Annotated in this window: 5 protein-coding genes; all 5 read left to right on the plus strand. The window is 37.2% G+C overall.

Translation table 11 applies throughout. The features are described from left to right. Nucleotides 1-239 precede the first annotated feature (239 nt). From nifJ to Q7J67_08795, 5 genes are read left to right on the plus strand one after another with little or no spacing between them, the layout of a single operon-like run. Complete coding sequence (gene nifJ / locus Q7J67_08775; GenBank protein ID MDO9465375.1) at nt 240-3,800, plus strand: pyruvate:ferredoxin (flavodoxin) oxidoreductase; 3,561 nt, start codon at nt 240-242, stop codon at nt 3,798-3,800. Between the two features lie 50 nt (nt 3,801-3,850). Continuing rightward, nucleotides 3,851-4,204, plus strand: a complete 354-nt coding sequence (locus Q7J67_08780) for an aspartate 1-decarboxylase (GenBank protein MDO9465376.1) — start codon at nt 3,851-3,853, stop codon at nt 4,202-4,204. Further along, nucleotides 4,191-6,362, plus strand: a complete 2,172-nt coding sequence (locus Q7J67_08785; GenBank protein MDO9465377.1) for a ComEC/Rec2 family competence protein — start codon at nt 4,191-4,193, stop codon at nt 6,360-6,362. Before Q7J67_08780 ends, Q7J67_08785 begins: the two co-directional genes overlap by 14 nt. Next, the gene (locus Q7J67_08790) at nt 6,341-7,333 is read left to right on the plus strand and encodes a phospholipase D-like domain-containing protein (protein MDO9465378.1); all 993 of its coding nucleotides are present in this window, start codon (nt 6,341-6,343) and stop codon (nt 7,331-7,333) included. The genes Q7J67_08785 and Q7J67_08790 overlap by 22 nt, the downstream gene beginning before the upstream one ends. A gap of 53 nt (nt 7,334-7,386) precedes the next feature. Beyond that, on the plus strand, nt 7,387-8,334 hold the full coding sequence (locus tag Q7J67_08795; protein ID MDO9465379.1) for a hypothetical protein: 948 nt from the start codon (nt 7,387-7,389) through the stop codon (nt 8,332-8,334). Nucleotides 8,335-8,473 lie beyond the last annotated feature (139 nt).

Genomic DNA, 8,473 nt, shown 5'->3' on the forward strand with positions numbered 1-8,473 from the left:
AAACATGATGCTTCTTTCCTTATCTCCTTAAATATTTTCGCAGATACTATTAATATTTTCCTGACCCCATCCCGAAAGCTTTCGGGATGGGGTCCCTTGTATCCTCCACCTAGGGGGTAAGGATGTATCTTACCATTTCCACATGTCAAAAACTATCTCATTTTTTTTTCTCTGATTTTATGATAGTATTCATAATCTTAATCCTTATAACTTAATACTGAAAATTTATAGGAGGTATTATGACTCGCAGGATGGTTCCTTATGATGGAAATAGCGCTGTAGCGCATGTAGCACATGCAACTAATGAAGTAATTGCAATATATCCAATTACCCCTTCTTCTGCAATGGGTGAAATTGCTGACGGGAAATCTGCAAAAGGAGAAAAAAATATCTGGGGAACAGTGCCAGTCGTTGTAGAACTCCAATCAGAGGGAGGAGCATCCGGGACAGTTCACGGCGCACTTACTACAGGCGCGCTTACTACAACATTTACAGCATCCCAGGGCCTGCTTCTTATGATCCCAAATATGTATAAGATTGCAGGGGAATTGTGTTCAACAGTATTTCATATAGCTGCTCGCTCCATCGCATGCCAGGCACTGTCTATATTTGGAGACCATACAGATGTTATGGCAACCAGAGCGACAGGATGGGCAATGCTTGCTTCCGGGAGCGTGCAGGAAGCAATGGATTTTGCCCTGATAGCTCAGGCAGCAACCCTGGAAGCCAGAGTTCCTTTTCTGCATTTCTTTGAAGGCTTTCGCATTTCGCATGAAATACAAAAAATAGAGGAACTTACACCTGAGGATATGCGAGCTATGATTGATACTAAATTAGTTAGGGCACACAGGTTAAGAGGCCTTTCTCCCGACCGGCCCCAGCTTCGAGGAACTTCTCAGAATCCAGATGTGTTTTTCCAGGGACGCGAGAGTGTTAATAAGTATTATAATGATTGTCCTGGAATTGTCCAAAAAACAATGAATAAGTTCGCTCAGATAGTAGGACGACAGTATAAGCTGTTTGATTATATTGGGGCTCCTGATGCTGAAAATGTGATTGTGATAATGGGTTCCGGAGGAGAAACAGTTCATGAAACCGTTGAATACTTGAATGCCAAAGGTGAAAAAATTGGAGTTATAAAAGTTCGCCTTTATCGGCCATTTGACGTAGCAGCATTTGCGTCTATTCTACCAAATACAGTAAAAAGAATAGCTGTTCTTGATAGGACAAAAGAGCCAGGAAGCCTTGGAGAGCCTTTATATGAAGATATTCGTACAGCAATTGGCGAGGCAATGGAGAGAGGATTGATTAAATTAGATGGATATCCTTTAATCATTGGCGGACGCTACGGTCTTGGTTCTGCGGAATTTAATGGAGCAATGGCTAAGGGAGTTTTTGATAATCTTCTTAAGACTAAACCCAAAGATCATTTCACTATTGGCATTGAAGATGACATTACTCACACAAGTCTGGAATATGACCCATCATTCAGTTCCGAGAAAGATGTGTATAGGGCTATGTTTTATGGGCTTGGTTCTGACGGGACAGTTGGCGCTAATCATAATTCCATTAAAATCATAGCAGAAAAAACAGACAATTATGCTCAGGGATATTTTGTCTATGATTCCAAAAAGGCAGGCGCTGTCACAGTTTCGCATCTTCGATTCGGCAAAAAAACTATAAGAAGCCCTTATCTGATTTCAAAAGCAAATTTTCTTGCATGTCATAATTTCACATTTCTAGAAAAGTACGATATGCTTAAGTACATAGTTGATGAAGGCACCTTTCTTCTAACATCAGAGTATGATAAAAATACTGTGTGGGAAAAGTTGCCTCCAAAAGTACAAAAACAAATTATAGATAAAAACCTTAAGTTCTATGTTATAGATGCAGTCAAGATTGCCTCAGAACTTGGGTTAAGCACACGTATTAATACAATAATGCAGACTGCATTCTTCTTGATTTCAGACATCCTTCCTAAAGAAACGGCTATTTCCGCAATTAAGGAATCAATAAAGCGGACATATGGCGAAAAGGGAGAGAAAGTTGTTAATATGAACACTCAGGCTGTTGATGCAACTGCCGATAATATTCAGGAAGTAGAAGTTCCTCACTCTTTCAAAGGACAGGTGGTTGAGAAGCCTACTGTGGCTGATGATGCACCTGATTTTGTTAAAGAGGTTACTGCAAGGATAATAAGACGAGAAGGAGAAAGTATAAAGGTCTCTCAAATGCCATCAGATGGAACCTGGCCCACAGGAACAACTCAATATGAAAAACGCAATCTTGCTATTAACATTCCAATATGGAATCCAGAAACATGTATTCAGTGTGGAAGATGCTCATTAGTTTGTCCGCATGCTGCGATTCGGCCAAAGATATATAAAAAAGAACTTCTTAAAGATGCTCCTAAAACATTCAAGCATACAGATTCAAAGCCTTCAAAAGATATGGAAGATTATCAATACACACTTCAGGTAGCTCCCGAGGATTGTACTGGGTGTGGCACTTGCTTTGAGAATTGTCCCATGAAAAATAAAGAGGCGATTAAAATGTCGCCGCAATCTCCAATAAGGGAAGAAGAAGTGAAAAACTATGCGTTCTTTCTCAACTTACCAGATACAGCCCCTGATCTTTATAATAGAAACACTGTTAAAGGAAGCCAGTTTATAAAACCTCTTTTTGAATATTCTGGTGCTTGTGGAGGATGTGGAGAAACAGCATATGTTAAACTGCTTACTCAGCTTTTTGGTGACCGGGCAATTATAGCAAATGCTACAGGATGTTCCTCAATCTATGGAGGAAATCTTCCTACAACACCATATTGCAAACGTTCGGATGGACGCGGTCCAGCATGGAATAACTCGCTCTTTGAAGATGCTGCTGAGCTGGCCTTTGGTATGAGACTGACTGTTGATAAATTCACACAATACGCATATGAACTTGCAGATAGAATTGCAGATGATAATTCCTCGTCAGATGAATTAAAGAATATCATCTCGAAAATAAAAGATGCTGACCAGTCAATACAGGAAGGTATAGAAAAACAACGAGAACGAGTTGAAAAACTAAAGAATTTATTAAAATCCTGCGCCTTGCCTGATTGTAAGGAACTTCTTACGGTTTCAGATTATATGGTTAAAAAATCTATATGGGGGATTGGGGGAGACGGCTGGGCATACGATATAGGATATGGCGGGCTTGACCATGTTTTAGCTTCAGGGAAAAATGTTAATATACTTGTGTTGGATACTGAGGTGTATTCAAACACAGGAGGACAGTCTTCAAAAGCTACTCCTCTTGGCGCTGTTGCCAAGTTTGCTGCTGCAGGAAAACCAGTTCCCAAGAAAGACCTTGGACTTATGTTTATGAGTTATGGATATATCTATGTTGCCAAGGTTGCAGTAGGCGCTGATCCAAACCAGTTGGTCAAGGCGTTTGTAGAAGCGGAAGCTTATAAGGGGCCTTCAATAATTATTGCATACTCTCACTGTATAGCTCATGGTATAGATATGACACGCGGACTTACTGAGCAGAAGAATGCAGTAGCGAGCGGATACTGGCCTCTTTACAGATACAATCCCGAGCTCACTGACCAGGGAGAAAATCCACTTATACTTGACAGTAAAGAACCACAGATTCCATTTTCAGATTATGCATATAATGAGAACAGGTACAGAGTCCTGAAGAAGATAGATCCGAAACGCGCAGATAAACTGATGAAATTCGCTCAGCAAAACGTTACGCAAAGATTCAAGCTCTACAAACAGCTCGCAGAATTGGACTACACTAAAGAATAATGCCAAATTTAAGATTTGGACTTTGAAATTTATACGGAGTAGAAAAAATGATACTAACAAATGTGATAAAAGCAAAGATTCATAAAGCCACAATTACAAAAAAGGTGCTTGATTATAATGGCAGCATTGGTATAGACAAAGCGCTTCTTAGAGCAAGCGGGATGATACCTGGTGAAAGAGTGCAGGTTCTGAATTTTCAAAATGGCGCCAGACTTGAAACATACATTATAGAAGAGAAAGAGAATTCAGGCATAATTGCGCTTTATGGCCCTGCCGCAAAGCGTGGAGAAATTGGCAATGAATTATGTATTATTTCCTATGCTCTAATCACGAGCGATGAGATACCGAATTTCAAAAGCAAGGTTGTATTCGTAGATAAAAACAACAAGATTGTTACAAACTAGTCCTCTTATATACATCACTCTCCTATTTATTGCGGGCATATTGCTTGAGACGTATTTACATATTCCTCTATTATATAAAGCAATATGCGTCCTTGTTCTTCTTCCAGCAGGAATAATCTGCTTTAGAAAGAAAAGGATTCCCAATATTCTGGGGATAATCCTTCTTTATTGCCTAACGATCCCAATAAGCATGATGTATACTGAAATCTACTCATCTTTTCATCAACCAAACCTCCATAGCCACTTCTACAATACCAATGCTGAGATTCAAATTAAAGGCATAATAATAAAAGACCCTGTAAGCCGAAGATTCTATACGAATATTGTTATATCTCCTGAGCAAATTAAGGGGTTGCAAACCCCTAGAGGATTAATTCTTGTTAGAGTAAGCTCTTGCAATCTTAATTTTAAATACGGTGATAAAGTTCAGGTGTTTGGAAAACTTTCTCGTCCATACTGGGACGGGAATATAGGAACATTCAACTATAGAAAGTATCTGGAACGGCATCACGTATATGGAGTAATGAAGATAAAAGATGCAGGGAATATAAAAATTATTGCCAGGAATGAGGGGAATTTTATTATTGGCAAAGCACTTACTTTAAAGAACATGATAAAAATGATCAATAAACGAAGTTTACCTGATCCTCAGGCTGCGATGCTGAACGGGATTCTTCTGGGCATGCGGGAGGATATACCACAACAGATTTTTGATATGTTCAGAAAGAGCGGCATAGTACATATTCTTGCAGTATCAGGTCTTCATGTTGGTCTGATTCTTTTTATGTTCTGGGGATTTTTAAAACTATGCAGAGTTCCAAAAAAGGCCGCTGCACTTATCCTGATATTGCTGGTTACTTTGTATTGCATGGTTACAGGCATGCGGGATCCGATATTCCGTACAACTATAATGGCTTTAGCAGTATTGGTGGCTATTATAATCGACAGGGAGCAGAATCTTTATATCAGCATGTCGTTAGCATGTCTTGTGCTTTTATTTATCAATCCATATAGCTTGTTTAATGCTGGTTTTCAGCTCTCTTTTATAGCTACATTGGGAATTATTTGTCTTGCTCCCATACTGAAAGGTTCCCGTTTTTTGTTTATTGCCTTTGCAGTGTCTCTATCAGCCCAGATAAGCGTTATGCCGATAGTTGCATATCACTTTAACTATCTATCCTTATGGAGTGTTTTTACTAATATCGTAATACTTCCAGCTGTTGCCTGTATATTGGCACTTGGATTGCTCGCATCTGTATTTGGAATGTTATGGATTAAACTTGCCTATATCTTCAGTATGCCAAATTGGATTCTGCTGACAATACTATTAAAATTAATAGAATTTTTCTCATCAATTCACCTCATGTATTTTGAGGTACAAAAGCCATGTATTACAGATATCATTGGATATTACACATTAATTGCGTTTGCTTTATATGCATTTTATAACGGTATGAAAAACAGGAAGACATTATATGTCTTTGTGCTTATTTTATTAATTCTATTTTTATTTCCAAGAATAAAGAGCAATTCCATTGAGATTGTTTTTCCGCATTCTCCAGACGGAGATATAGCGCTTATAAAGCTTCCCTGCGGACGGACTCAAAATAAAATCATGCTTATAACCAGTGATAGCAATAAATTTAATAATGTTGAAAAAGTAATTCAACCACTTCTATGGGCAAAACATATCTCAAAAATCGACTATCTGTTCTTGAATAGAGTAAGCGATGATCATCTAGGCACAGTTCGGGATTTATCAAAGAACTTTGATATTAAACAAGTTCTAGATATTGCGCAGTCCAAAAACTCCTTTACATACAAGAACTTCCTTGAATTCATTAAAAACACTGGAATCGGTTATGAAAACATTAATCATGAAAAATCCATTCTGAAATCTTCCGGAATAGATTTCAGGATGCATAACGGTAATCTCAAGCTTCGCATTATGCCTAGCAATATAGAGCTTTTAATCACACCCGATTGTATGCATACAATAAATATTAACGGTAGAAAAATCCTGATTTATCAACGTAAGCCTTCTGTCATAAAACATATTCAGGATAAAGATATCTATTACACAGACACAGATGGAGCAATTTCAATAAAAATAAAGAATAATAGAGTCAATATATTATGTTCAAAAAAATCCAGCTAATAATCTTAACAGGTGCGCTTTTAAGCTTTATACCCTGTCATAAACATATTGGAGCTAATAGGACTGAAAGCCCTTTACTCAAGGATTATGATTCTATTTCCGCATATTTTGGCCCAAAAGAGAATCTAAGTGCGCAATTAATAAAATTGATAAATCTATCTGAAAAAAATGTCTATGGCGCATTTTATAATTTGGAGCTTATTAAGGTTGCTTCTGCTTTGATAGATGCGAAAAACAGGGGAGTAAAGGTGCATTTAGTGATGGATAAAGAAAGAATAAATAGTCCAGGATCCCAGTATGCACTATTATCCAAACATATTAATATAAAGGTTGCAAAACAGCCGAGAGGCCTTATGCATAATAAATTTTGTGTATTTGATAATAAAATTGTATGGACAGGGTCTTATAACCCTACTTACAATGGCACATATTACAATAACAATAATGTAGTTGTTATAAACTCGAAAGTGCTGGCAGAAGATTTTATAGAGGAATTCCGCAGGATTTCCGGCTCTTTGGATTACAAAGACCACAGACGACAGACCACAGAGGAGAAAATAGTAGCCTTTTTCTCAAAAAAAGATAATTGCAAACAGAAGATAATTCAGCTGCTGAACAATGCTGAGGTGAGTATCTGTTTTGCAAGCTTTATTTTTACAGATAAAGACATAGCAAAAGTTATTATATCCAAACATAACAAAGGCATAAAAATAACAGGTGTGATGGAAAAAGGCATGGATAGTTTCTGGAACATGTTCAGCTTTTTCCGTCATGTAGGCATTGATGTGAAATGGGACAAGAATTATTCTCACCAGATGCATCATAAAATTTTTCTGATAGATAAAAGAATAATAATTACAGGTTCCTTTAATCCGACATTTAGCGCTCATAAACTGAATTGGGAAAATATAATTGTTATACAAGATGCGAAATTAGCCGCACAGTTTATGGATGAGATAAAAAACCTTTGACAGAGCCTGTCTTGTGCCGTAGAATAAATGTTAGAATTAAGTGGAGAATTGATGTGAAAAAATACATAGCTTTTTCTGTAATATTAATAATTTGTTTATCTGTACTCGGATGTAAAAAAAGTGATATAGGAACAGTAGATGCAAGTAAGAAAATAGCAGAATTGAGAAGGGCTACACAAAAAAGACAGGAAGAGAAAAAAGAAGAGACAAAGATTGAGATAGAATTTATAAGAATTACAAAAGCCTATGAATACGATTCTGCTCCTGCTTTTTCCCCGGATGGCACTAAAATAGCTTATGTATCGTATCAGGATGATGTGCAAAATATATGGATTGTAGATTCCGAAGGAAAAGAAGAACCAAAACGCATAACTAATACAGCAACACTGGACAATCGTCCAACCTGGAGTTATGACGGTAAGTCAATAATCTTTAGTTCTGCAAAGCTGAATGATAATGCAGAGCCTAAACTGTGTATGGTTAACAGTGATGGGGCTAATCTTCGACAACTAGGCAAAGGAGTACAGGGATATAACCCTTCATGTTCGCCAGTTAATGGACAAATTGTGTTTATTTCTCAGAATAATCTATGGATAATGAATGGGATAGATGATGAGCAGCCTAAATACGTTACTACAAGAGGATATCATGATTATCCGTGCTGGATGGATAATGCTAAAAAGGTGCTTTTTTTCAGCGATAATGACTTGCACTCAATGAACATTGATAAAGAAGACAGCATATGTTTAACAAACACTGCATGGAATAGCTTCCCAAGTGTTTCATTAAAAACAAACAAGATAGCTTTTATATCTAATAGAAGTGGGAATTATGATCTTTGGATCATGAATAGTGATGGCACTAACCCAGTTCAGATTACAGATGACAAATATAATGAATTATATCCATGCTTTTCCTCTGATGGAGACAAAATTGTCTTTCAATCGGATAGAAGTGGAAACTTTGATATATGGGTAGCTAAGCTGCCTGGAAATATGTAAGAGTTCTGCAAAATGGAGAATTAAAGGAAAAAGAAAAAGAGATAGAGAATAAAAAAAGGCAGAAACATACATCAAAGGTAGAAAAAAGAATGTTAAAGAGATTTTCAGAAGGAATTAGACGATTTAAGACATAGTTTAC

The organism is bacterium (assembly GCA_030652805.1).
In the GTDB taxonomy this organism is placed as follows: Bacteria; JAHJDO01; JAHJDO01; order JAHJDO01; family JAHJDO01; genus JAHJDO01.

Coding starts and splice junctions, on each gene's coding strand:
- nifJ (MDO9465375.1), top strand. CDS start 240: ATGACTCGCAGGATGGTTCCTTATGATGGAAATAGCGCTGTAGCGCAT.
- Q7J67_08790 (MDO9465378.1), top strand. CDS start 6,341: ATGTTCAAAAAAATCCAGCTAATAATCTTAACAGGTGCGCTTTTAAGC.